A 22,923-nucleotide genomic window follows, 5' to 3' on the forward strand; every position below is an offset into this window, starting at 1 on the left:
TGGCTATTGACCCCATTGCACTTCACCCATGATGACTTTAGCGCTTAAGCTTAATATGCTGTCACTAATGTTTGGTTAATTTTATTTCACGTCGGTATTCAGTGTCTTATAAACGGCTGATGATCAGTGCCGCATTGACCCCGCCAAAGCCAAATGCATTGCACAAAGCATGCTTTACTTCGTGATGACGATTCAAGTCAGGCACTAAGTCTAGGTCTTCCATGCCTTGATCGGCTTGCTGCAAATTCAATGTGGGTGGAAGTTTTCCTTCCATGACTGATAGCGCTGTAAAAATGCTTTCAACTCCACCAGCTGCTCCGAGAAGGTGTCCAGTGGCTGACTTAGTCGCCGAGATTGGGATGTGAGGTAGCCGCTCGGCGAAAACACTTCGTAACGCAGCGATTTCTGCATTGTCACCGACAGGCGTAGAGGTAGCATGAGCATTGATGTAATCCACATCTTCAGGTTGAAGTCCTGCCATTTTGAGTGCACGGTGGATGGCCGCTGCCGCTCCTGATCCATCTTCCGGCCCTGAGGAAATGTGGTGCGCATCTGCACTGGTGCCGTAACCACTGATCATGGCGAGAGGTGTGGCGCCACGTGCAAGGGCATGTTCAAGCGTTTCGATAACGAGTAAGCCAGCGCCTTCGCCCATGACAAAGCCGTCGCGTTCTCGATCAAATGGGCGTGATGCTTCCTGCGGCACTTCATTTAACGTTGATAGGGCTTTCATCGCATGAAAACTGGCCAGAGCGAGTGGGTCGACGCAGCTTTCAGCGCCACCTACGAGCGCAATATTTGCCTCGCCGCTACGGATAAGGCGCATGCCGTCGCCAATCGCTTGCAATCCTGCAGCACAGGCTGTGATTGGGCAACCAATGGGTCCCTTGAAACCATATTTGATGGATACATTACCAGCCGCCAAATTGGCCAGAAATGAGGGGACAGTAAAGGGCGATATTTTTTTATATCCGCGGCTTATCAGCGTCTGATAAGCATTTGTAATCGTCGGAAACCCACCGATGCCAGTGCCAATGACTGTCGCCGTGCTTTGTTTGTCTTCTTCTGACTGTGGGTGCCAGCCAGCCTGCTTCAGTGCTTCTTGCGCGGCAGCGAGTGTGAAAAGGGTAAATTTATCCATTTTCTTACGCTCTTTAATGCCGACGACCGACAGCTCATCTAACCCCCCTTCAGGATCCTGCAACTGACTTGGTACCAGTCCCGCAATTTGAACGGGAAAGTCGGAGGTGTCGAAATGTTCAATAGGGCGAATACCAGAGACACCGGATAAAAGCCGTTGCCATACAGCATCAACATGAATGCCGAGAGGGCTGACGATTCCCATGCCTGTGATTACAATCGGTGAACTCATTGCCATATCTCCATTTGGTGGTAATAGATGCAATATAATCGCAGCCAATATATGATCAAGATAATATTTATAGGGTGGGGTTGGTAAGTGTCTTATTCCAAAGCACATAAGTCTCAATCTAAAGAGCGCATTTTGGCTTCGGCTACCGAGCTTTTCTGTCGCTACGGCTTTGAAAAAGTGTCCATAGGTAAAATTATGAAGTTGGCACGGATGACTCATGGTGCTTTTTATGCGCATTTTGAGTCGAAGGAGGCTTTGTTCAATGCATCTATACTGGAGACTTTCAAGCGTAGCCGTGTCGCGCGCTTAGCAAAGGGGCCCTTCGCGGTTAGACATTTGACGTCACTGATAACCGACTATCTCAATCTTCTTGCAGTGAAAGAGCAAAGTACACCGGGGCCGGAAACCCTATTGTTCAATGAAATTGGCAGCGAGCGAATTGAAATCCGCAAGCTCTATGAGCAGGCTTACCAGCATATGAAAAGCGTGTTGGAAAAGCGAATTACAGCCTTGGCAAGATTAAACAAGCTGCCATTTGCCGCTGATCAAAACACTATCAGTGAAAAGTCGCGTGCAATTATCGCTTCGATGATTGGTGCCGTCAGTATCGCTAGAAGTATTACGGATGAGCAGGAGCAACAGCAAATTTTGCTGGCAGGGCAAAATCAGATACTCGCTATTTTGGGAGTTGAAACGGCGGATGCAGATTGGGTAATAGGCTCATAACCGGTATGACGGCCTAATCCAGTGGGCGTAGAGTTTGTTTACGACGAACACAAATAGTAAAGATTAACGACGTTTAAGAGTCCCGTTGTATTCTTTATCAGCAGGTTTCCTGAGTATGAAAAAACTACATTCTTTCCTGAATCGAATTGCAGTTGCACTTGAAGCGGCTTTGCCTGTCGATTCCCCTTCAATTGACTGGTCAACTCAGTGTGCCGCCGTTTGGCGAGTGGAACGAGGGCAGGGAGCTCTGATACCTGTTGTAACAAGCAGCCCCGTGAGTCTAGAGGACTTGATCGGGATTGAGTCTCAGCGTGAGCGTGTTGTCAGCAATACGCGTCAGTTTTTGCATGGGCTACCTGCCAATAATGTGTTGATGTGGGGAGCACGCGGCACAGGTAAATCTTCACTTGTCCGAGCTTTATTGCAGGCCTACTCCGATCGAGGATTGCGATTGGTCCAGGTTGATCGTGAAGATCTCATCCAGATGCCTTATATTTTGAATGCTTTAGCCGATCAACCTTGGCGTTTCGTTATTTATTGTGATGACTTGTCCTTTGAGGAGGATGATGTCAGTTATAAACGTTTGAAGAGTGCATTGGATGGCGCTTTATCGCGGACACCGGACAATGTGCTTCTGTATGCCACGTCCAATCGACGCCATCTGTTGCCCGAAGCTGTATCGGACAATCTGCAAACCGAATGGGTGAACGGTGAGCTACACCCAGGTGATGCGATTGAAGAAAAGATATCCTTATCGGATCGGTTTGGTGAGTGGATTGGCTTTTATCCTTTCGATCAAGCAACCTATTTGCGAGCCGCCGAACATTGGACCAAGCGATTAGGTCAAAGTCATGGACTAGCCCCTGAGTTTTGTGAAGCATTACAGTTAGAGGCCGTGCGTTTTGCGCAAGGGCGTGGCGTTCGCAATGGCCGTGTAGCACAGCAGTTTGCTAAGTATTGGGTGGGGCGTGAGTTGCTTAAAAAGTTATGATGTATCATTGTGACGGTCCAGTTATGTTGAAATCTAAATTGGACCGCCATTTTTCTATACTAGAAAAAATCGCTTTTTAAACCTTTCTCTTACTCATATTAGACCTTCTTTGTTGAGTTGTGATTAGTGATTAAAGCGAGCTCACAACAGAGGGAGTCAGCTTCATATAGCCTTCCGCAAACCGAATATCCTGTTTGCTCGTAATGCCAATATTGCGTTTCGCTTGAACACCACGTTGCTGGGCAACTCGAGTGTAATACTCCCATAGATGCTCTTGGCCCTCCATGCACTTAATGGCTTCGAGCTTTGTATCCCATACATCGCTGATGTCTAAAAATGTGTTTGGTTCCCACTGGCATTGCTCTGGTTGATGCGGTTCGAATGCATAAATCGGAGGAGCGCCCAACACTTGTTCACCGGGGTGGTGGCCTTCGGCTTGAGCAATAATGCGTGCTTCTTGTGCCAGCTGCATTGCACGTGGGTGGTCGAAGTTATAAGGGTCATGCAACGAGTGACTCAATACAAACTCCGGTTGTAAGGTCCGGTACAGGTCAACCAATCTGAATAAGATGTCATTATTGATCTGCAGAGGATAGTCGCCGATATCCCAAAACTCGATATCGCTTCCCAAAATATTGGCGGCGCGTTCTGCCTCATTTTGTCGTACGGATTTAACTTTTTCCAATGTCATATTTGTTTGCCGCCAGAGTTTGGCAGACTCTCCGCGCTCACCATATGACAAGCAAATGACCTTAACTTTCCACCCTTGTTTGACATGTGATGCTATGGCACCTCCGGCTCGCCAGACAAAGTCTGCTGAATGAGCACTAACGACAAGCGCATGTTTCTGTGATGTAAGCATGTGACTCCTTGATATGTAATATACGGTTATTATTTATATTTGTTATAACATAACAATTTTGAGAAAAGAAATTCGAAAATGTGATAAATCAATCCACTAGAGCTGTGGATAGGGTGGGCATTGTGTTGAAAAAGTCATGGGGTTCCTGTATCTCTAACGCAATTGCTAGTCAACAATGTAGCCTTCTATGCCTTATTTACGTGTATCTGGGTTTTATTTTTTTTACTTTGCGCTTCTTGGAGCGCTAGTCCCTTACTGGAGCTTATATTTAGAATCGCTTCACTTTGATGCGCAAACCATTGGGCTTCTGATGGCAACGCTTCACATCTCTCGAATATTTGCGCCGAACCTCTGGGGCTGGATTGCGGATCATACGGGACAGCGTGTAAAGGTTGTGCAATTCGGTGCGTTAATGGCATGGATCGTGTTCATTGCTATTTTTTGGCAAGGTACGGCCCTTGGCGTTGGCTTGACGATGCTTGCATTTAGCTTTTTTTGGAATGCCGTTTTACCGCAATTTGAGGTGTTGACCTTGAAACTGCTCGGTAAAGATAAAGCCAAATACAGCCACATCCGATTATGGGGGTCTGTGGGGTTTATTTTTGCCGTATTGATGATTGGCGCTTTATTAGAAGTTGTCGAGATAGGTGTTCTTCCTTGGATTTTGTTGATGATCATGCTGTTGATTTGGTTAAACAGCTTACTGATTAAGCCAGCCAAAGAGGTTGCTGGCGCTGATCACCACGACACACGTTCCATGCGCCATATTATGTTTATTCCTCAGGTCCAAGTATTTTTTCTTATCTTTTTTCTCATACAGTTAGGTCATGGGCCTTACTATACGTTTTACTCATTGATGATGCTGGATCTTGGATATAGCTCGGCTCAAGTGGGTTGGCTTTGGGCGGTGGGTGTACTGGCTGAGGTGGCACTGTTTTGGATGATGCCTTGGATTTTTAAGCATCTTAGCTTGCGACTCGTTATGTTGATAAGTTTAGCCTTGTGCGTGTTACGTTGGATGTTGATCGGGCTATTCTCACAGGAGTATTGGGTAATGATGCTATCTCAGTTGCTGCATGCGGCTACGTTTGGCAGCTTACATGCGGTTGGAATTGCACTGGTTAGTCATTATTTCAGTCCATCAACACAGGGGCGAGGGCAGGCATTATTCTCAAGTGCGGGCTTTGGTGCCGGAGGGGCAGCAGGTGCCATTCTATCCGGTGTTTTATGGGGGGTGATGGGCAGTGCAACCTTTTACATTGCAGCCATGGTGAGTTTGCTCGGATTCGGCTTAGCATGGGTGTGGATTCGCCCCGAAAAGGTGCTTAAGCTGGACTCTTAGAGGTTTCTTGTTATAGTGTAAGTAACTATCTGAAGCTTATGCAGTTAAACGCTAGAGGCGCTCATAATGAAGTTTAAAATTGACATCGAAATGACCCCGCAAGAGCTTAGGGAAAGCTTAGGCTTGCCTGATGTATCTGGGTTTCATGAAGAGATGTTGCAGCAAATACGTGACCGAATGCAAGCCGGTGTTGAAGGGTATGATCCTTTAACACTTTTCAAACCGTTTATGGCAACAGGGGTTGGGTCATTAGAGGGATTTCAAAGGTTATTAATGAATATGATGAGCCAGTATTCTCGCATGGGTTCCGAGTCTGATGGTAGGGAATCTAAGTGAGTAGTGATCAAGTTAAGGAGCCGAGCATGCGTATCCTGAGAAAATATACCAATCGACGATTGTACGATACATCTCGCAGTTGTTACGTGACTCTGGAGGATGTCAAAGCTTTAGTTTTAAAGTCAGAAGCGTTTCAAGTGTTAGATTCAAAAACGGGTCAGGACTTAACTCGTAATATCCTAATGCAGATCATCAGTGAGCAAGAGGCTGAAGGGCACGGCACCTTATTGACCAATCAGGTCTTACAGCAACTGATCCGTTTTTATGGCGACAGTATGCAAGGTATGATGAGTCAGTATCTCGAACAAAGCATAGCGGCCTTTCTTGAACATCAGGACCGCATTCGTGATCAAATGCAAAATATGATGGGTGTTGCAAACCCTTTAACGATGATGAACCGCATTGCCGATCAAAACCTTGCAGTATGGAAAATGTTTAATCCCAATTTGCGTGAGTCTGATTATCAGGCTGAGCAAGCCGCTAAAAAAGGCTCGCCTAAAGAAGGCGCTAACGACGCTCCTGTAAAGGACGAGCCAGCGAAGTAAATGAAACTGCCATAACACTAAGGTTATGGCAATTCGCTTTAATTTTGCATCCACCCTGCGATTTCTGCCGCTAACGTCAGATTGTGTTTTGGGCTAACAAAAATACCAATATGCCCTGCATTGAATACTCGTTCTTGATAGTTTGAACTGCTTGTTAACCCTTTAAGTGCCATCGAAGAAGAGGGGGGAACCAAGTGATCTTGAGATGCATAAATATTTAAAATAGGTTGATGAATTCGCTTGAGATCAATGGTGTGATCACCGATGACAAGTGTCTTTTGAATGAGTTTGTTTTGTTGAAAAAAGTCTTTCAAAAAAGATCGGAAGGCTTCGCCCGCTTGATCGGGACTGTCGTAAATCCACTTCTCCATACTTAAAAAGCGAACAGCTGTTGAGGCTGTGCTTAAGTTTTTGGGCATTTGTAAGTTCTTAAGGACGCCAAGGCGCATGGGCAGCAACGCATTAAAGGTTTCATTTAGTAAGCTGCCGGGAATGTTGCCATACGTCTTAACGGCGAGGTCGACATCGACGTGTTTAACCAATCGGCTGAGCGTAAAATCCTCCGTGCTGAAATCAATCGGGGTGACGACTGTGATCAGTCGGTCAATTTTGTGTGGGTTGAGTGCCGTATAGCACAGACTAAAGGTTCCACCCTGACACACCCCGAGTAGGCCGAGTTGAGTTGTCTTTGTGGCGTTGAGTGCTGCCTCAACACAGGCATCCATATAATAAAGAATGTAGTCATCGAGATCCAAAAAACGGTCACTGGCATCTGGATAGCCCCAATCGATCAAATAAATCGGTTGGCCCTGATCGAGTAGCGACTGAATCAGAGACTGCTCGGGGGTTAGGTCAAGCATGTAAGGGCGATTCACTAAGGCATAGCACATCACTAAGGGGGTTAGTGATGGGTCTATTTTTTTAGGCTCGAAGTACTTGAGTTGGACTTTATCAATCGTGTAAATCACCTGATAAGGGGTTTGTCCGGTTTTAACCTCTGGTAGCCGCTTTAATACTTCATAACTGTCAATCAGGGCTTGATTGAATTCGAGTATTTCGTTTTTTAATGTCTCAGCATCAAGCTGAATTTTAGTCATTCGAGTTGTTCCTGAGTTGATCAATCTCCAAGCGTAGCTCGGATAATGATCGCTGCAATTCGGGAATCACAGACAATTCTTTTTCTAATTGCCTTACGTGTTTTCGTAAGCGGTGTATGTGCTCAAATGCTAAGCTTAGAGAGGTTTCGGATGCAATACCTATCTGAGCGAGTTGTTCATTACGAAACGTCTGATAGAACTCGCGTAGGGCAAAAGAGGCGTTGCTAATCTGCCCGTAGGTGGTTTGGTAGTGTTCCGTTGCAACCACGCTTGCATACTCTTTTTCGTAGGCATGTGTCCAGGCTTCGTGTAGGGCTTTGAGACTGTTAATCGGCTCAGGTGCGCTATCGATTTTATCCGTAAGACCTTTGATGGCGCTTTGATTAATTTGATCAAAAAGCTCAGCGTATTGCCCAAATGCAATTTGATAGTCGTAAAGCAGCTGAGTGCCTTCGCGAATTAAACGTTGTTGTTTTAACGTTAAGTGTTCAGCATTGGATTCAAGTAGCGTATTTAGCCCTTGCAGCATAGGTTGTTCACCTAAGCCTTGAAAGGTAAGTTGGCTGGTGTGGATGAGCGCATGAAGCTGCTCAGGAATTTGCCAGCGCTTTAAAATCCAATCCCGGCTCAGTTGGCTAATGTGCTCTTTAAAGCCTTTTACGAACCCCTGTGTATCCTGCAGAGTGTGGTTTTGCAGAATCAGTTGACTGGCAAAGCGTGTGAACTCAATGGACTCCTGTGTCATCAAGCTGATGAGTTCAGCATGTTGCTCAGGTAAATACTCCCAGCTGCTTTGCTGTAAACGTGTCATGAGGCGAGACCAATCCAGCAATGGATCATCCGATGAGACGGTGCCTTGTTGTTGCATCGTCAACCATTGTTGAATCAATGTGTGCAGATCATCTGTCACAAATGGCTTCCTCTGACTGCGTTGCTTGGATGTGTGTTTTTATTGTACCTAAGACCGTTTTTTTATTCATTGGGCTTGTCTATGTGTTTATCAAATAGTGATGAATGCTTTTATCGTCTGGATTTATGATCGAGCTTGCTCAAGAAGTTGGATCATCTCAAGTGCGGCATTCGACAGGGTTCGATTGCGATGATAAATATAGCCTAAGGGGCGCTCAACGGGTTCTACATCCAGTTGCAAACGCACTAAAGTATCATCAATCATCGTCTCAGGTAGTAAGCTCCAACCCAGTCCAATGGATACCATCATGCGCAAGGTGTCGAGGTAGTTTGTGCTCATGTGTACGCTGGGTTCAAGGTTATGCTCTGAAAACTGCTTAAGAACGAGTTGGTGAGTAAATGTATTGCTTCTGGGTAAAATGGCGGGGTATTGGCTCAGTCTATCCAAGGTTAATCTAGATTCTTTTGCTAACACGTGTTGTTGCGATGCGACATAGAAAAGTCGATCTTGCCAAATGACTTGCGAAATAATTCGAGCATCATGCTCAGGTGCAAGGGTAATTAACGCCAGTTCAATGTCACCGCGCAATACGCTTTCGTAAGCCAGCTCAGACTCATCAAAGCGTAAGTCTAGCTCAACCTCTGGAAATTTAGCGACATAGTGTTTGAGCACGGGGGGGAGTCTATGCAGACTAATATGATGGCTGGCGGCAACGCAAAGACGGCCGTTGACGGAGCCTCTTAAATTCGAAACAAGTCGTTCTGCATCCTTGATCGCAAGTAATATTTCGCGAGCTTTTGGCAATAAATGGCGGCCTGCGTCGGTGAGCATGACGTGCCGTCCGATTCGATCAAACAAGCGACAATTGAGTTGGCTTTCTAACAGAGCAATGCGTTTGCTAATGGCCGATTGCGTCAAATATAGTCGATCAGCGGCTTCTGAAAAGGATTGGCAGTCAGTAACTGTAACGAAGGCTGTTAGGCTTGCATTGTCCATGGAGATGATCCGTGCCTTTGTATTCCTTTTAGGAATGAATAAGATAAAAATTATGAATTTGTTTATTGTAACGGAGTGAATTAGTATTCCGCTATAACTATTTTAAACCTGTCTTGGAGATTGTGATGGCCGGTAAGACGCTGTACGACAAATTATGGGATGATCACTTGGTGCGCGCGAATGAAGATGGCAGCGCGCTTCTCTACATTGATCGTCATTTATTGCATGAAGTAACCTCTCCGCAAGCATTTGAAGGGTTGCGCATCGCAGGACGTAAGCCTTGGCGTATTGATGCAAACCTCGCAACTCCGGACCATAACGTGCCGACGACCGAACGCTCTGGCGGGGTTGATCGTATCGTTGATCCAGTGTCACGCATCCAAGTGAAAACCCTGGATGATAACTGCGATACCTTTGGCATTACCGAATTTAAAATGAACGATATCCGCCAAGGGATAGTGCACGTTGTCGGGCCTGAGCAGGGAGCAACCTTGCCAGGCATGACGGTTGTCTGTGGGGATTCCCATACGGCGACACACGGTGCGTTTGCCGCGCTTGCACACGGGATCGGCACGTCTGAAGTCGAGCATGTATTAGCGACTCAATGCTTGATTACCAAAAAAATGAAAAACATGTTGGTTCGTGTTGATGGTCAGTTAGGCTTAGGCGTGACGGCTAAAGACGTTATTTTGCATATCATCGGAGTTATTGGAACCGCCGGTGGAACAGGCTATGCAATCGAGTTTGGCGGAGAAGCCATCCGTAGCATTTCAATTGAAGGCCGAATGACCATTTGTAACATGGCCATTGAAGCCGGTGCCCGTGTTGGATTGGTTGCGGTGGATGAAAAAACCCTTGAGTATGTAAAAGACCGCCCATTCTCGCCAAAGGCTCAGGATTGGGAAAGCGCCGTTACGGCTTGGAAAGCATTGGTTTCTGATGACGATGCAGTGTTCGATGAAGTGGTTGTCATTCGTGCAGAAGATATACAGCCTCAAGTCACCTGGGGAACCTCACCCGAAATGGTGACCTCCGTTGTGGATTGTGTTCCTGATCCTGCTGAAATGGACGATCCCGTTAAGCGTGAAGGTGCCGAGCGCGCTTTGCACTACATGGGCTTGAAGCCGAAGCAAAAGATCACGGATATTCAATTGGACCGTGTTTTTATTGGTTCGTGCACCAACTCTCGTATCGAAGACCTGCGTGAGGCAGCCGCGGTTGTTAAAGGAAAAAAAGTCGCGAGCACCATCAAGCAGGCATTGGTAGTGCCAGGATCTGGCTTGGTAAAAGCTCAGGCTGAACAGGAAGGATTGGATAAAGTCTTTTTGGACGCTGGAATGGAGTGGCGTGAGCCCGGTTGTTCCATGTGTTTGGCGATGAACCCAGACAAGCTCGGTGTTGGTGAGCATTGTGCATCGACCTCCAACCGTAACTTTGAAGGGCGGCAAGGATTTGGGGGTCGGACGCATTTGGTCAGTCCTGCAATGGCTGCCGCAGCTGCGATTGCAGGTCATTTTGTTGATGTTCGCCAAGTGAATAATGCCTAAGGAGCACGCATATGAAACAGTTTACAGCCCATCAAGGCATTGTTGCACCCTTAGATCGTGCGAATGTCGACACGGATATGATCATCCCAAAGCAGTTTTTGAAATCGATTAAACGCTCTGGATTTGGTCCAAACTTATTCGATGAGCTTCGCTATTTGGATGAGGGACAGCCAGATCAGGATTGCAGTCAACGCCCTTTGAATCCAGAGTTTGTTTTAAATAAACCGCGCTATCAAGGTTGCAGTATTTTATTGGCGCGTAAGAATTTTGGCTGTGGATCAAGTCGTGAGCATGCGCCTTGGGCTCTAGAGGATTTTGGCATTCGAGCGATTATTGCTCCTAGTTATGCAGATATCTTTTTTAACAACAGCTTTAAAAACGGACTTTTACCCATCATCCTCGACGAAAAAGACGTCGATCAACTCTTCGTTGAAGTTGAAGCGAATGAAGGGTATCAACTGACGATTGATCTCGAAAACCAGCAGGTGGTAAAGCCAGATGGAAGCGCTTTAGGGTTTGAGATAGATGGTTTTCGTAAACATTGCTTGTTGAAAGGGCTAGACGATATTGGCTTGACCCTAGAGCATGCAGACGCGATTCGCGAGTATGAGCAGAAACGGAAAGAAACGGCTCCTTGGTTGTTTTCATAATTTTTCACGATTGATATAGGATTCTTTGCGTCATGTCTAAGCAGATACTGATTTTACCGGGTGATGGCATAGGGCCAGAAATTGTTGCAGAAGCGCGTAAGGTTTTGGAGACCGTTAATGAGCAATTCTCATTAGGGCTGGTGTTGTCTGAAGCACTGGTTGGGGGAGCGGCTATCGATGCAACTGGCGTTCCATTGCCAGCAGAGACGCTGGATGCCGCTCAAAAAGCCGATGCCATTCTTTTAGGTGCTGTTGGTGGGCCTAAATGGGATACGAACCCAGACTTCCAGATCCGTCCAGAAAAAGGCCTTTTGGGGATTCGTTCTAATTTACAATTGTTTGGCAATTTGCGCCCTGCAATACTGTATCCGCAACTTGCGCATGCATCCACGTTAAAGCCGGAAGTTGTGTCAGGCTTGGATATTCTGATTGTACGTGAGTTAACAGGCGGCATTTATTTTGGCCAGCCACGAGGCTATCGCACTAAAGACGGTGGTGTTCGTGAGGGCTTTAACACGTATGTGTACGATGAAAACGAAATTCGTCGAATTGGGCGTGTAGCGTTTGAAGCCGCACGAGCGCGCAATAAAAAGCTGTGCTCTGTCGATAAAGCCAACGTGCTAGAAGTCACAGTGCTTTGGCGTGAAGTTATGAATGAACTTTCAGCTGAATACCCGGATGTTGAATTAAGCCATATGTATGTGGATAACGCCGCTATGCAGTTGGTAAGGGCTCCTAAGCAGTTTGACGTGATGGTAACGGGCAATATGTTTGGCGATATTTTGTCTGATGCAGCTGCAATGCTGACAGGTTCAATCGGCATGCTACCATCCGCGTCATTGGATGCAAACAACAAAGGTATGTATGAGCCTTGTCATGGATCGGCACCGGATATAGCAGGTCAAGGAATCGCAAATCCGTTGGCAACCATCCTTTCTGCCGCTATGATGTTACGATACTCTCTTGGAGAAGGCGCGGCTGCGGACAAAATAGAGGCTGCGGTTAGTCAAGTGTTGGATCAAAACTTACGCACAGCTGATATCATGTCAGAGGGTATGGTGCGGGTGAGTACGTCTGAAATGGGCGAGGCGGTTGTAAAGGCCTTGCAAGCTTGATGATGCGTGAGTAGGTAAGCGGTAGGGTATCTACCGCTTTTTTGCGTTATTTAAATTTTATTATTAGTTGGGGGCACGAATGAGACGTGTAGGGTTTGTTGGCTGGCGTGGTATGGTCGGTTCGGTACTGATGCAGAGAATGATTGAGGAGCGGGATTTCGATCTGATTGACGAGCCTGTGTTCTTTACGACATCTCAAGCAGGAAAACCAGGCCCAGATATCGGCAAGGACATCCCCGCACTGAAAGATGCTCGCAATATTGACGAACTTGCGCAGATGGACGCGATTATTTCTTGCCAAGGCGGCGATTACACCCTGGAAGTCTATGGCAAGCTGCGTGAAGCCGGATGGAAAGGGTATTGGATCGATGCGGCGTCTACCCTGCGTATGGACCAAGACAGCATTATTATTTTGGATCCAGTCAACCTTGATGTCATTGAGTCAGGTCTCTCAAAAGGGATTAAAACCTATGTGGGGGGAAACTGTACGGTTTCGTTGATGTTGATGGGCCTTGGCGGACTTTTCAAAGAAAATCTGGTTGAATGGGTCAGTTCCATGACCTATCAAGCGGCATCCGGTGCGGGCGCTCAAAACATGCGTGAGTTAATTACGCAGATGGGGCAGGTGAATGCCTCCGTTAAGTCGCTGCTTGATAACCCTGCATCGGCGATTTTAGAAATTGACCGTCAAGTTGCGCAGGCGATGCGCAGCCCAGAGTTTGCCACGGATAATTTTGGTGCGCCGTTAGCGGGCTCCCTGATTCCTTGGATTGATAAAGCCGTTGCCGATGGGCAGAGCAAAGAAGAATGGAAAGGATTTGTTGAAACCAACAAAATACTGGGTCGTTCTGAAAACCCAATCGCAATCGATGGTACCTGCGTTCGTATCGGCGCAATGCGCTGCCACAGTCAAGGCTTTACGATCAAACTGAAAAAAGATGTACCGCTGGATGAAATCGAAAGCATGATCGCTTCAGCAAACGATTGGGTAAAGGTTGTGCCTAATGAGCGTGATATCACAGTCCAAGAGCTCAGCCCAACGAAAGTAACGGGCACATTAAGTATTCCAGTGGGCCGTTTGCGTAAAATGAAGATGGGTCCTGACTACTTAAATGCATTTAGTGTCGGTGATCAGTTGTTGTGGGGAGCCGCAGAGCCTCTACGCCGTATGCTTCGGATATTAATTCAGGCATAATGCCTGATTAATAGGTGACCTATTCACAGCCCGATTTGTTCGGGCTGCTTTGTTTATAGCGTTTATCTTTGTTGTGACGCAATAATCATAGTAAATTATGATTTATTACATTAGATTAGCGTTATGTCTTTGCGACAATTTAGGATTATGAGTATTACATGAGTATAGCGGTAGCAGTGGTCGGTGCATCAACGCTTTTGGGCGAAAATTTGCTGGAAATATTAGCAGATCGAAATTTCCCAGTAACCGATATTCGGCTTGCGGATGTTGGTGAAATGACTGAGCGTAGTGTTATGTTTAAAGGGCATGCAACGCGTATTCGGTCATTAGAGAAAACCAATTTAGCTGGCGTTGGTATTTTGTTTAACTGCAAGCCTGCAGGGTTAACAAATCAGGACTTACAGCAGCTTCTCAATGAAAAAGTAACGGTTATTGACTTGTGTCCAAGCGATGATGCCGATTTATCAAACTGTTGGGTGCCCAGCATTGGTAATCAAGATGCGGCGGCAATGTGCAATGAGTATATTGTCAGCCCGTCGTCTGCAGCGATTGTGACAGCAATGGCGCTATCCGCTTTGAATGAAAAGTATAAGGTCTTGCGTTTGAATCTGACTTGCCTCAATTCGGTTGCTGAGTCCGGGCGAGAAGGGGTTGAGGCCTTGGCGCTTGAGGCGTCTCGCTTGCTCAATGGCAGGCCTGCTGAAGGCGAGTATTTTGGTCAACAAATTGCCTTTAATATTTTGCCAGCAGCGGGTGGTTTATCGGCTTCTGGGGAGTCGTTAGAAGAGCAACGTATTGTCAGTCAAGTTCAGTCATTGCTCAATGATGATCAATTAGAGGTTATGGTGAGTGCTCTACAAGTGCCACTGTTTTACGGGCAGTGTGTTGTGATCCATGCTGAGTGTCAGCATCCAATTGAGCTTGATCAGGCGGCTGAAATCCTGGGTAAAGTACCGGATTTAACCTTCTCGAAAAGCGAATTGTACTCGCCAGTGACACATGCGGCTGGACAGGATGGAGTCTTTGTATCGCGCTTGAGAGTTGAACCAAACTCCGCTACGGGGTTTGCATTGTGCGCGGTAACAGACAACTTAAGGAAGGGTGGAGCCCTAAATGCCGTACAGATTGCAGAGGAAATCGTTACTCTGCTTGACCGTGGATAGGGTTTTCAATAATACTAAGCTATAAATTTGGATGCAACTTTCTGTTTTTTCTGATATTTAAACACAGGTTGCGGATCATGAGGGAAATCAGATGCTGCGAAAACTTGCCTTAAGCCTCGCTGTTGCCGGGGTACTTGGGATGCCGAATGCCCACGCGTTGGGACTTGGTGAGATCAATATCAAATCCGCCTTAAACGAGCCTCTGAATGCAGAGATTCGGTTGATGCAGTTGAATGATCTGTCGCCATTGCAAATCCAACCCAAAATGGCAAATGCAGATGATTTTTCGTTAGCGGGATTAAATCGCTCTGGCATCATCAATAATATTCGATTTCAAGTGTATGCCTCACCGGATGGAACTGGCGTTATACGTTTGACCTCGAACGACCCAGTCAGAGAACCTTTCCTTAATTTTTTGTTGGAGGTTAACTGGCCAAGTGGACGCTTAGTCAGAGAGTACACAGTGTTACTGGATCCTCCCGCATTTGATCCTGCACCTGTCGCTCGCAGTGTACAGCCAGCGGCTTCCACATCGCCCTCGGTTGCCGTTACTCCGGCGCAGCCTGCACGTCCTGCTCAGCCGTTGCCTTCACCTGTTGCCGATACACCAGCGTCTGCTCCATCTCCTGCTCCGACGACTCGTGCCGCTGACCCTAGTCAGATTCAAGTGCAACGAGGTGATACTCTTTGGGTCTTGGCTAACCGCTTTAAGCCAGATGCCTCAATTTCAACAGATCAGATGATGTTGGCGATCCAACGCAAGAATCCGCAAGCGTTTCCGTCAGGTAACATCAATATGATGTCAGCTGGCACAGTGTTGTCAATTCCGACAGCTGCGGAAGTAGGTGCATTAACCTCACGTGAAGCATCGCTTGAAGTCGCAAGGCAGAATGACCTGTGGCGTTTGCGTGGTCGTACAACCACTCCGGTTGAGTCTGTATCGCAAGTCGCTGCAACAGCTGAACCGACAGATGCACCGACGACTCCAGTTGAAGCAACGGAGCGTGTTGAATCTGAAGTTGCCCAAGCTCAGCCTGTGGTGCCGCCAGCAGAGGCGGAACTGCGCATTGTGACGCCTGATTTGGATCAGCGTATTACATCTGATCAACCCGCGGTTGCAGGTGATCAAGAGCGAACTGTTGCCCAAGCACCCGATACAACCGCTCAAAGTGTTGATGGCCTCCTGCAGCGCAGTGGCGAGATTGAACAGCAGTTAATGTTCACGCTTGAAACCATTGATAAGCTTGAGCGTGAGAATATAGATCTAAATGAGCAGCTGGAATCGGTTCAAGACCAGTTGGCTTTAATGCAGCGAATGCTTGAGTTGAAAGATCAGGATTTGGCTGCGTTACAAGCGCTTGTCGAGCAAAATGTGTCGTCTGAAGGGCGTGAAGAGTCAGCTAAGCTCTTTATGCTGTATGGAATAGGCGGGATATCCATTGCAGCCTTGTTGGCATCGATTGCGGCTTTGCTGGTGGGTAGACGTCGTAAAAATGCTGCAGCTAAATCATCAAAATACAACGTTGCAGTCAAAGATGACACTTCGGATTCGGATACAATCCCTAAAGTAGCCACAGCCGCTGCAGCGACAGCGCTTGCAGGTGCCGCAGTTGCTCAAGCACAAGAAGAGCAGCAGGATGCGCCAGTCGCCGCTGCAGAAGACGCCACGGAGTTTGTCTCAGAGGAATTAGACACCTCAGGAGAAGAAAACGATTTTGCAGATTTAGATCTTGATATGGATCTAGATTTGGATTTGAACCTCGATGATGACCCTGTCGATGACGTTAAAGTGATTGATGAAGAATTTGATTTATCGGCGGTAGTAGAGCCAGAGATCGAAAATACATCGGAGGTTGATGACGTCAGTGAAACGGATTTCGATGCGTTAGCGGCGGAAAGCTTCGATGAGTTAGAGTTTAACGATGACGAGTCCGAAGAAATACAGGCTAGTGACGAAAGCCTTGAGGAGATGGATCTCGATGACTTGATGGACATCACCGATGCGCCTGATGCGTTAGATACATACGAGAGTAGCTCGGATGCATCTTTGGATGATGATATAGATCTTGAGTTCTCAATTGATGATATTGCGCAACGTGATCCGCTTGATGAGCGGGTCTCCGATGCCGATCCTGAGGTCGATGATGAGGATTTGCTGGACTTCAGTGATTTAGCATTGAGTGATGCAGCCGAAACGGAAGAGGATCAGGATCAGGATCAGGAGGTTTCGGCCGCTAATGACATGGATGAGCTTGAGTTCTCCTTGTCAGAAGCCGATTTTGACGCAGCTGAAGATGAAACCTTGGATGATGATTTAGAGGCTTTGTCTAACGACTTGGCGTTTGAGTTAGATGATGCTGAGACGGTTGATGATGCAGAAGCGCCTAAAACATCACCAGGTAAAAAGACTGAAGAAGAATTAACAGCGAACATCGCTCATGATTTGGAAATGGGCTTGGATGACGAGTTAGATGATATCCTCGCAAGTACTGATGATGACATTGCGCTTGACGAGTCTGACTCCTATGAAGAAGCCATAGATCTTTTAGATAATCTAAATCTACTTGATGGTGCTGACGAGAATGAAACCAAGTTAGACTTGGCACGTGCGTACATTGAAATGGATGATGCTGAAGGTGCGCGCGAAATTCTAGGTGAAATAGCTCGTGAAGGAAATGAAGCGCAGCGTTCCGAAGCAGAGAAGCTGCTGAATTCTTTATCCTGATAGATACGAATGGCTTTATGACTGATGTAATACCTGAAGGGGCGGTTTCGACCGCCCCTTATCGTTATGCTTTAGCAGTGGAGTATGCGGGTGGGCTCTATCACGGCTGGCAAAAACAAGAACATGACGCCGTGCGCTGTATTCAAAGTGAGGTCGAGAAAGCCTTAGCAAAAGTGGCAAATCATCCGGTGAATGTGATTTGTGCTGGAAGAACAGACGCAGGAGTGAGTGCCAGTTGCCAAATAATTCATTTCGATACCCATGCTATACGTGACCCGCGTGCATGGGTAATGGGTACCAATACGTACCTGCCTGATGACATCGCTGTGTTATGGGCAACACCTGTTACACAGGATTTTCATGCACGTTTTTCCGCCAAGGCGCGGCGCTATCGCTATGTCATCTACTCATCACCCGTCAAACCGGGATTGTTGCATAAGGGGGTAACGTGGACATGGAAAACCCTGGATGTCGAATTGATGCGACAAGCGTCAAGGTTTTTGATTGGAGAGCATGACTTTACATCCTACCGAGCCGTCGGATGTCAAGCGAAGAGTCCAGTGAGAACTGTACAAAACATAGAGCTGCATCAAATTGGTAGCTTGATCATCATTGATATTAAAGCAAATGCTTTTTTGCATCATATGGTGCGTAACATTGCGGGTGTTTTAATGAAAATCGGTGCACAAGAGGCGCCTGTTTTTTGGGCAAAAGAGGTTTTAGACGCAAAAGATCGGCGACAGGGTGGCGTGACGGCACCGCCGTTCGGACTCTACTTTGTTGATGTGGACTACGATCAAGTTCATGGGTTGCCGAGATTGCCTCTGGGGCCATTTTTTCTTGGCTTACAGAATTAACGAATTGATGTTGATATGAATAGGTAGAACATGCGCGCCCGAGTGAAGATTTGTGGTATTACCAACCTTGATGACGCTTTGGCTTCTGTGAGTGCTGGAGCGGACGCCCTCGGTTTTGTTTTTTACAAACCAAGCCCGCGATATATTGAGCCTAATGCAGCTGCAGACATTATTAAACAGTTACCTGCTTTTGTGACCAGCGTTGGATTGTTTGTTAATGAAACGCACAGCGAAATAGAACGCATTGTAGATCTCACACAGATTGATCTTTTGCAATTTCACGGTGATGAACCACCTCTGTTTTGCCAGGGCTTTTCAAGGCCTAGCATTAAAGCGCTTCGAGTAAGCAATGACATGGACTTGGTTCGTGAAGTTGAAGTCTACGCAGATGCTGTAAAAGGTGTATTGTTAGATACCTATGTTGCAGGAGTGCCGGGTGGAACGGGCGCACAGTTTGACTGGGGTCTAATTCCTGATGGCTTAGCGGATAAAATTATCTTGGCGGGTGGTTTAGACCCTAACAATGTAGCGGAGGCTGTGTTATGTATAAAACCCTACGCGGTTGATGTGAGTGGTGGCGTTGAGAAAGCAAAAGGCTTTAAGGATATTTCAAAAGTTCAGCGATTTATTCACGAGGTAACGCGTGTCAGTATGCGTTAGCAAATAAGGAAGAGGGCGCATTGAGTGCTCGTCAATAGGGCGTTGTTTTTGATAGTGTCGTTACCCTTACCTTGTATTTGTAAAAGAGTCACTAATTTTAGTGCTGAATATGTAGGGATCGCCTGTTAAAATCTTTTAAGTATGTCTTATGGCAAACGTGTTTTGAGTAAAAATGTTTCAGCTTTTTTGTGCTGATTCGGTAGGAACCATCGAAAATGTATCCGATGGTGTAGTGGTTGGAAGCGTACTTGTGAGTCAAATTGCGTCTTTGGTCGATAGTCCGGAGTTGATCCCATCGAGGGTAAGCGCGATAATTGCAGACATGCGAACGGCGATGGATGCCTGATCTGATAATGCAACTTTTTCATCTGGATTAATGTAATGAGCAGCTGGCTGGATAAAATAGTACCCTCTCTGGTGAAACGTACAGAAGCGAAACGTTCGAGTGTGCCAGAGGGATTGTGGGAAAAATGCCCGAAGTGTGATTCGGTTTTGTATAAGCCTGAATTGGACAAAAACTTAAATGTTTGCCCTAAGTGCGATCACCACATGCGCATTGGGGCTCGCCGTCGTTTGGATCTTTTCCTCGATCCTGATAATCGGAAAGAAATCGGGGCTGATGTGTTGCCTGTGGATCGTCTTAAGTTTAAAGACTCCAAAAAATACAAAGATCGTCTAGTGGCGGCTGAAAAAAGCACCGGTGAGACGGATGCCTTAGTCGCGATGAGTGGAACCCTTGAAGGTCAGCCAGTTGTGGCCGTTGCTTTTGAGTTTAACTTCATGGGCGGCTCTATGGGTGCGGTTGTCGGTGAGCGGTTTGTGCAAGCGGCTCATCTTGCCCTGGAGCGTAAAATTCCACTGGTTTGCTTTGCAGCATCTGGTGGAGCACGTATGCAGGAAGCCTTATTTTCATTGATGCAGATGGCTAAAACCAGTGCTGCACTCGAAAAAATGAAGCTTGCGGGTGTGCCGTATATCTCCGTATTGACCGACCCTGTTTACGGTGGTGTGTCAGCGAGTCTTGCGATGTTGGGAGATCTGAATATTGCTGAGCCCAATGCACTGATCGGCTTTGCTGGCCCGCGTGTGATTGAGCAGACCGTGCGTGAAAAACTCCCCGAAGGTTTTCAACGTAGTGAGTTTTTATTGGCCCACGGTCAGGTGGATATGATTGTTGAGCGGAAAGAGATGAGAACGCGTGTTGCGGCTATTCTCAGTAAGCTCATGGGGCACCCGACGGTGTGTCCAGTGTCTGATGCGCCCGCATCAGAGGCTTCAACCGATGAACCTATTGAAAATGAAGTGAGTCAATAACTGTGGTAGAGGTTGCATCGTCGACGTGGGGTCTTTCCCGATGGTTGGAGTATATTGAATCTTGCCATCCTGGCGAAATTGATCTGGGTTTGGATCGTGTCAGTCAGGTTGCAGCTAAGCTGGAAATCAACTTAAACAAGAGCTTTGTTTTTACGGTGGGAGGGACCAACGGAAAGGGGACCACCACACGTCTCTTGGAGTCAGTGTTTTCGGCCGCTGGCTTGGTGGTTGCAACCTACACCTCGCCTCATTTTCTACGCTATAACGAGCGCGTTCGCTTGGCTGGCAAAGACATCAGTGATCAGGACTTGTGTCAATGTTTTGCGCAAATTGAAGCGGCGCGGTCCGATATACCCCTTACTTACTTTGAGTATGGAACATTAGCGGCCTTGTTGTTTTTTACTCAGACCGCGCCTGATATCGTTATTCTGGAAGTTGGGCTTGGTGGGCGTTTGGATGCGATCAACATCATTGATGCTGATGTTTCAATCGTGACCACAGTGTCGATGGATCATATGGATTGGCTTGGTGACACGCGTGACGCGATAGGTTTTGAAAAAGCCGGTATTTATAGGTCTGAAAAACCGGCCATCTGTGGAGATCTGAATCCACCGCAAACTCTAGTAGACCATGCGCAGTCGATAGGTGCTCATTTATTCCTGCGCAACCTTGATTTTTCGATTCAAGAAAAAGATGGCGTCTGGGATTGGAAAGGACGCGATCTCCAGGGCGCTACCGTCGAGTTATTGGATTTAGATATGCCTGCTTTGCCTTTGCAAAATGCGGCCACAGCCGTTCAGGCCATTTTGCTTTCTCCATTTTCCGTGACGGAAGCTCATATTCGTTCGGGTTTGTGCAGTGCCTCATTAACAGGGCGTATGCAAATGCTCAGGCTGAATGATTCAGAATGTATTCTTGATGTGGCGCATAATCCAGAATCGGCGGCGTATCTCAGCTCGGCTTTAAGTAAGCTTCCCCCAAAGCCAACACACGTTGTTCTTGGAATGTTGGCAGATAAAGATATAGGTGAAGTTTTACGAGCACTTCGTTTAGACGTTGACCATTGGCACCTTGTCAGTCTCGATACACCTCGTGGTGCAACCGCAAAACAATTGCAGGCATTTTTTAACGACTGCGCACCGAATCACTTGGATAAGCTCACTCTTCATTCTGACGTACCGAGTGCGTTAACCTATCTTTCCCAGCATCTTTCTGAGCAGCATCGAGTGGTCGTGGCAGGCTCATTCTATACCGTGACAGATGCGTTAGCCTATTTAACTTCCCCTTAGGTTAGTAAAAACAAATGAAAGATGCGATTAAATATAGAGTCACGGGCGCCTTGATTTTAGGCGTTATGTTAGCGGCATTAGTTCCATTTGCATTCGATGGTGCAGGGCATGGTGAACGCTATGTTGCGCCTGCCGTGCAGATCGCGCCTAGACCTGTTGCCCCTGAGCCAGTATTGCAACCTGTGCCAGACATCGGCGTTCAGGTGGAGGCTCAGGTGGAAGAAGCGGTTGTCGCGGCTCCCGTTGTTATTGAGCGAACCCCACCTGCACCTGTTCAGCAGGTTGTGAGTATCGACCCTCCACAGGCTTCGGTGTCTCGTCCGTTGGAATCTTTAGCGCCGACGTTAAATCCTGTGCAAGAAGCCCCGGCTTTAGATGCCGATCAGATACCCGCTGCATGGGCACTTCAGCTTGCGAGCTTTCGTCAAGAAGCGAATGCGCGTGAACTTAGAACGCGGCTCATTAATGCCGGTCATCGTGTGTACATTCGCCATGGGGATGATGTTGTTCGAGTGTTTGTCGGTCCCGAGATGCAGCGTACACGTCTTGAAGAGTTGAAGGTCAGTCTTAAGAATGAATATGGCTTAGACGGCATTATCGTTCGCTTTTCAACGCAATAACACGATAGGTTTGCTGCAGTTGCTCTGTTAAACTAGGCACATTGAGGATGTAATTGGATTCATGATGAATTGGGTTGATTGGACAATTATTGGTATTATTGCCATATCGGCAGTGTTAAGTCTTAGAAGAGGCTTTGTCAAAGAGGCAATATCCCTTGCTTCTTGGGTAGCGGCTTTTATTGTTGGACGTTTATTTTCTGATGTGTTGGCGGATATCCTTTCAGGCTATCTTGATGTGCCACCATCGGTCCATTTACTCATCGCATTCTCTGTGCTGTTCATCGCCACGCTGATTGTTGGAAACCTCTTGGCTTCTTTAATTGGCGGCTTGGTGCATGCAACGGGCTTATCCGCCACCGACCGGATTTTGGGCGTTGGTTTTGGTGTGCTTAGAGGCGGTTTAGTGGTTGTGATCATGATTGTGTTATTAAAAATGACACCCGCTATACAAGATCCCTGGTGGAATGAGTCCGTGCTTATTCCGCATTTTTTGGTGATGGAAACCTGGTCAAGGGATATGGCGCAGGATATAGGGCAGGCGATCTGGAATATAGGTCGCTGAGCTATCTTACATGGATCTCGAATTAACGCGTCTCTCTTGAGGTTGATTG

The 22,923-nt window shown here is 47.0% G+C and carries 23 protein-coding genes; 18 read left to right on the top strand and 5 right to left on the bottom strand.

The genetic code is table 11. The features are described from left to right. Positions 1-106: 106 nt before the first annotated feature. On the bottom strand, positions 107-1,372 hold the full coding sequence (gene fabF, locus F5971_RS03060) for a beta-ketoacyl-ACP synthase II (protein ID WP_193493977.1): 1,266 nt from the start codon (positions 1,370-1,372) through the stop codon (positions 107-109). Positions 1,373-1,459: 87 nt separating this feature from the next. Between fabF and F5971_RS03065 the strand changes: the two genes are divergently transcribed. Both F5971_RS03065 and F5971_RS03070 read left to right on the top strand, forming a co-directional pair. Continuing rightward, complete coding sequence (locus F5971_RS03065) at positions 1,460-2,098, top strand: TetR/AcrR family transcriptional regulator (RefSeq protein ID WP_036513014.1); 639 nt, start codon at positions 1,460-1,462, stop codon at positions 2,096-2,098. Between the two features lie 115 nt (positions 2,099-2,213). Then, on the top strand, positions 2,214-3,089 hold the full coding sequence (locus F5971_RS03070; protein ID WP_193493980.1) for an ATP-binding protein: 876 nt from the start codon (positions 2,214-2,216) through the stop codon (positions 3,087-3,089). A 130-nt stretch (positions 3,090-3,219) separates the two neighbouring features. Here F5971_RS03070 and F5971_RS03075 read toward each other — a convergent pair whose 3' ends face one another. After that, positions 3,220-3,951, bottom strand: coding sequence for a PIG-L deacetylase family protein (locus F5971_RS03075; RefSeq protein ID WP_036513008.1), 732 nt, complete (start codon positions 3,949-3,951; stop codon positions 3,220-3,222). Positions 3,952-4,138: 187 nt separating this feature from the next. On the opposite strand from F5971_RS03075, the gene F5971_RS03080 reads away from it, so the two are divergent. The 3 genes from F5971_RS03080 to phaR all read left to right on the top strand — a co-directional run bounded on the left by F5971_RS03080 (position 4,139) and on the right by phaR (position 6,174). Further along, a complete protein-coding gene (locus tag F5971_RS03080; protein ID WP_036513005.1) occupies positions 4,139-5,293 on the top strand; it encodes an MFS transporter in 1,155 nt (384 codons plus the stop codon). Between the two features lie 66 nt (positions 5,294-5,359). Further along, positions 5,360-5,629: a DUF6489 family protein gene (locus F5971_RS03085; protein WP_036513002.1), complete on the top strand. Its 270-nt coding sequence runs from the start codon at positions 5,360-5,362 to the stop codon at positions 5,627-5,629. 26 nt (positions 5,630-5,655) lie between these two features. Continuing rightward, on the top strand, positions 5,656-6,174 hold the full coding sequence (gene phaR / locus F5971_RS03090) for a polyhydroxyalkanoate synthesis repressor PhaR (protein WP_036512999.1): 519 nt from the start codon (positions 5,656-5,658) through the stop codon (positions 6,172-6,174). A gap of 38 nt (positions 6,175-6,212) precedes the next feature. Here phaR and phaC read toward each other — a convergent pair whose 3' ends face one another. The 3 genes from phaC to F5971_RS03105 all read right to left on the bottom strand — a co-directional run bounded on the left by phaC (position 6,213) and on the right by F5971_RS03105 (position 9,177). Continuing rightward, positions 6,213-7,271: a class III poly(R)-hydroxyalkanoic acid synthase subunit PhaC gene (gene phaC, locus F5971_RS03095; protein ID WP_193493982.1), complete on the bottom strand. Its 1,059-nt coding sequence runs from the start codon at positions 7,269-7,271 to the stop codon at positions 6,213-6,215. Continuing rightward, positions 7,264-8,181 (bottom strand): poly(R)-hydroxyalkanoic acid synthase subunit PhaE, encoded by a 918-nt coding sequence (locus tag F5971_RS03100; protein ID WP_193493984.1) that lies wholly within the window; start codon positions 8,179-8,181, stop codon positions 7,264-7,266. The genes phaC and F5971_RS03100 overlap by 8 nt, the downstream gene beginning before the upstream one ends. A 123-nt stretch (positions 8,182-8,304) precedes the next feature. Continuing rightward, positions 8,305-9,177, bottom strand: a complete 873-nt coding sequence (locus tag F5971_RS03105) for a LysR family transcriptional regulator (protein ID WP_193493987.1) — start codon at positions 9,175-9,177, stop codon at positions 8,305-8,307. 125 nt (positions 9,178-9,302) lie between these two features. Here F5971_RS03105 and leuC point away from each other — a divergent pair, with 125 nt between their 5' ends. The 13 genes from leuC (at position 9,303) to F5971_RS03170 (ending at position 22,874) form a co-directional block, all read left to right on the top strand. Continuing rightward, the gene (gene leuC / locus F5971_RS03110) at positions 9,303-10,724 is read left to right on the top strand and encodes a 3-isopropylmalate dehydratase large subunit (RefSeq protein WP_036512988.1); all 1,422 of its coding nucleotides are present in this window, start codon (positions 9,303-9,305) and stop codon (positions 10,722-10,724) included. A gap of 11 nt (positions 10,725-10,735) precedes the next feature. Further along, positions 10,736-11,374: a 3-isopropylmalate dehydratase small subunit gene (gene leuD / locus F5971_RS03115; RefSeq protein WP_193493989.1), complete on the top strand. Its 639-nt coding sequence runs from the start codon at positions 10,736-10,738 to the stop codon at positions 11,372-11,374. A 32-nt stretch (positions 11,375-11,406) separates the two neighbouring features. After that, positions 11,407-12,489 (top strand): 3-isopropylmalate dehydrogenase, encoded by a 1,083-nt coding sequence (gene leuB, locus F5971_RS03120; RefSeq protein ID WP_036512982.1) that lies wholly within the window; start codon positions 11,407-11,409, stop codon positions 12,487-12,489. A 79-nt stretch (positions 12,490-12,568) separates the two neighbouring features. Continuing rightward, positions 12,569-13,684 (top strand): aspartate-semialdehyde dehydrogenase, encoded by a 1,116-nt coding sequence (gene asd / locus F5971_RS03125; protein WP_193493991.1) that lies wholly within the window; start codon positions 12,569-12,571, stop codon positions 13,682-13,684. Positions 13,685-13,842: 158 nt separating this feature from the next. Next, positions 13,843-14,847, top strand: a complete 1,005-nt coding sequence (locus tag F5971_RS03130) for an aspartate-semialdehyde dehydrogenase (protein ID WP_036512976.1) — start codon at positions 13,843-13,845, stop codon at positions 14,845-14,847. Positions 14,848-14,938: 91 nt separating this feature from the next. Beyond that, positions 14,939-17,572 (top strand): FimV/HubP family polar landmark protein, encoded by a 2,634-nt coding sequence (locus tag F5971_RS03135; protein ID WP_193493993.1) that lies wholly within the window; start codon positions 14,939-14,941, stop codon positions 17,570-17,572. 17 nt (positions 17,573-17,589) lie between these two features. Then, entirely contained in the window at positions 17,590-18,429 is an 840-nt protein-coding gene (truA, locus tag F5971_RS03140; protein WP_036512970.1) for a tRNA pseudouridine(38-40) synthase TruA, read from the top strand. A gap of 30 nt (positions 18,430-18,459) precedes the next feature. Next, positions 18,460-19,089 carry a phosphoribosylanthranilate isomerase gene (locus F5971_RS03145; protein ID WP_036512967.1) on the top strand — a complete coding sequence of 210 codons (630 nt, stop codon included), beginning with the start codon at positions 18,460-18,462 and terminating at the stop codon, positions 19,087-19,089. Positions 19,090-19,261: 172 nt separating this feature from the next. Then, positions 19,262-19,435 (top strand): tryptophan synthase subunit alpha, encoded by a 174-nt coding sequence (locus F5971_RS03150; RefSeq protein WP_157682387.1) that lies wholly within the window; start codon positions 19,262-19,264, stop codon positions 19,433-19,435. A gap of 35 nt (positions 19,436-19,470) precedes the next feature. Further along, positions 19,471-20,403, top strand: coding sequence for an acetyl-CoA carboxylase, carboxyltransferase subunit beta (accD, locus tag F5971_RS03155; protein WP_193493995.1), 933 nt, complete (start codon positions 19,471-19,473; stop codon positions 20,401-20,403). Positions 20,404-20,405: 2 nt separating this feature from the next. After that, entirely contained in the window at positions 20,406-21,692 is a 1,287-nt protein-coding gene (folC, locus tag F5971_RS03160; protein ID WP_223116235.1) for a bifunctional tetrahydrofolate synthase/dihydrofolate synthase, read from the top strand. 14 nt (positions 21,693-21,706) lie between these two features. Further along, positions 21,707-22,312 (top strand): SPOR domain-containing protein, encoded by a 606-nt coding sequence (locus tag F5971_RS03165; RefSeq protein ID WP_193493997.1) that lies wholly within the window; start codon positions 21,707-21,709, stop codon positions 22,310-22,312. Between the two features lie 61 nt (positions 22,313-22,373). After that, a complete protein-coding gene (locus F5971_RS03170; RefSeq protein ID WP_343042539.1) occupies positions 22,374-22,874 on the top strand; it encodes a CvpA family protein in 501 nt (166 codons plus the stop codon). Positions 22,875-22,923: the final 49 nt, after the last annotated feature.

This window comes from Nitrincola alkalisediminis (assembly GCF_009821115.1).
Taxonomy (GTDB): domain Bacteria; phylum Pseudomonadota; class Gammaproteobacteria; order Pseudomonadales; family Balneatricaceae; genus Nitrincola; species Nitrincola alkalisediminis.

What these genes read in the sequence shown, in the direction of transcription:
- phaR (WP_036512999.1), top strand. Translation starts at nt 5,656, where the DNA reads ATGCGTATCCTGAGAAAATATACCAATCGACGATTGTACGATACATCT.
- F5971_RS03075 (WP_036513008.1), bottom strand. Translation starts at nt 3,951, where the DNA reads ATGCTTACATCACAGAAACATGCGCTTGTCGTTAGTGCTCATTCAGCA.
- F5971_RS03145 (WP_036512967.1), top strand. Translation starts at nt 18,460, where the DNA reads ATGCGCGCCCGAGTGAAGATTTGTGGTATTACCAACCTTGATGACGCT.
- F5971_RS03130 (WP_036512976.1), top strand. Translation starts at nt 13,843, where the DNA reads ATGAGTATAGCGGTAGCAGTGGTCGGTGCATCAACGCTTTTGGGCGAA.
- F5971_RS03105 (WP_193493987.1), bottom strand. Translation starts at nt 9,177, where the DNA reads ATGGACAATGCAAGCCTAACAGCCTTCGTTACAGTTACTGACTGCCAA.
- F5971_RS03165 (WP_193493997.1), top strand. Translation starts at nt 21,707, where the DNA reads ATGAAAGATGCGATTAAATATAGAGTCACGGGCGCCTTGATTTTAGGC.
- F5971_RS03080 (WP_036513005.1), top strand. Translation starts at nt 4,139, where the DNA reads ATGCCTTATTTACGTGTATCTGGGTTTTATTTTTTTTACTTTGCGCTT.
- F5971_RS03170 (WP_343042539.1), top strand. Translation starts at nt 22,374, where the DNA reads ATGATGAATTGGGTTGATTGGACAATTATTGGTATTATTGCCATATCG.
- F5971_RS03070 (WP_193493980.1), top strand. Translation starts at nt 2,214, where the DNA reads ATGAAAAAACTACATTCTTTCCTGAATCGAATTGCAGTTGCACTTGAA.
- fabF (WP_193493977.1), bottom strand. Translation starts at nt 1,372, where the DNA reads ATGAGTTCACCGATTGTAATCACAGGCATGGGAATCGTCAGCCCTCTC.
- F5971_RS03150 (WP_157682387.1), top strand. Translation starts at nt 19,262, where the DNA reads ATGTTTCAGCTTTTTTGTGCTGATTCGGTAGGAACCATCGAAAATGTA.
- phaC (WP_193493982.1), bottom strand. Translation starts at nt 7,271, where the DNA reads ATGACTAAAATTCAGCTTGATGCTGAGACATTAAAAAACGAAATACTC.
- leuB (WP_036512982.1), top strand. Translation starts at nt 11,407, where the DNA reads ATGTCTAAGCAGATACTGATTTTACCGGGTGATGGCATAGGGCCAGAA.
- truA (WP_036512970.1), top strand. Translation starts at nt 17,590, where the DNA reads ATGACTGATGTAATACCTGAAGGGGCGGTTTCGACCGCCCCTTATCGT.
- F5971_RS03085 (WP_036513002.1), top strand. Translation starts at nt 5,360, where the DNA reads ATGAAGTTTAAAATTGACATCGAAATGACCCCGCAAGAGCTTAGGGAA.
- F5971_RS03135 (WP_193493993.1), top strand. Translation starts at nt 14,939, where the DNA reads ATGCTGCGAAAACTTGCCTTAAGCCTCGCTGTTGCCGGGGTACTTGGG.
- leuC (WP_036512988.1), top strand. Translation starts at nt 9,303, where the DNA reads ATGGCCGGTAAGACGCTGTACGACAAATTATGGGATGATCACTTGGTG.
- leuD (WP_193493989.1), top strand. Translation starts at nt 10,736, where the DNA reads ATGAAACAGTTTACAGCCCATCAAGGCATTGTTGCACCCTTAGATCGT.
- accD (WP_193493995.1), top strand. Translation starts at nt 19,471, where the DNA reads ATGAGCAGCTGGCTGGATAAAATAGTACCCTCTCTGGTGAAACGTACA.
- asd (WP_193493991.1), top strand. Translation starts at nt 12,569, where the DNA reads ATGAGACGTGTAGGGTTTGTTGGCTGGCGTGGTATGGTCGGTTCGGTA.